We start from the raw sequence: 503 nt of genomic DNA, 5'->3' as shown, positions 1-503 counted from the left end.
GCGTTTCACCGCCGCCGAACGGGCGGTCGGCGAGCAGCCGCAGGGCCTGGTCGAGTATCGCCAGCGCCTGGCCGCGCAGCCGCCGCGCGGTGTGCGCCTGGAACTGGTCAAGCGTCTGGATGCGGCGGCGCATACCACGGTGCTGGCCAGCCTGCTGCGTTACGAGGTGGGCAAGACCCAGGCGTTGCTGGCGCTGCGCGCGCGCGGCGAGAACCTCGACGAGGCCGAGCTGCAGGCGCAGACCCAGACCCAGGCGGCGGCCATTCGCCAGTCCAGCGCGCAGGCGGTGGAATCCTTCATGCTTTATGCCTACCGGCAGATGCCCAGCGAGCAGTTGGCCGAGTATGCCGCGCTGTACGAGCACGCCAGCGTCAACCGCCTGCTCGCCGCCAGCGTGGCGGCGGTGCCGCAACTGTTCGGCGAACGCCGCGAGCAATTGCGCCAGGCGCGCTAGGCGGAGCAAGCCTCGGCAGCGTCGGGCTGCGCGCTGCGCGCGCCCCGTT

The 503-nt window shown here is 72.0% G+C and carries 1 pseudogene; it reads left to right on the top strand.

Annotated elements, in window-relative coordinates:
- Positions 1 to 454, top strand: a pseudogene (locus N878_RS28810) (hypothetical protein); the annotation flags it as partial.
- Between the last annotated feature and the right edge of the window lie 49 nt (positions 455 to 503).

Source organism: Pseudomonas sp. EGD-AK9 (genome assembly GCF_000465935.2).
GTDB lineage: Bacteria > Pseudomonadota > Gammaproteobacteria > Pseudomonadales > Pseudomonadaceae > Aquipseudomonas.
The sequence above is the reverse complement of the archived record's forward strand: the minus strand, read 5'-3'. Positions and strand labels throughout refer to the sequence as shown.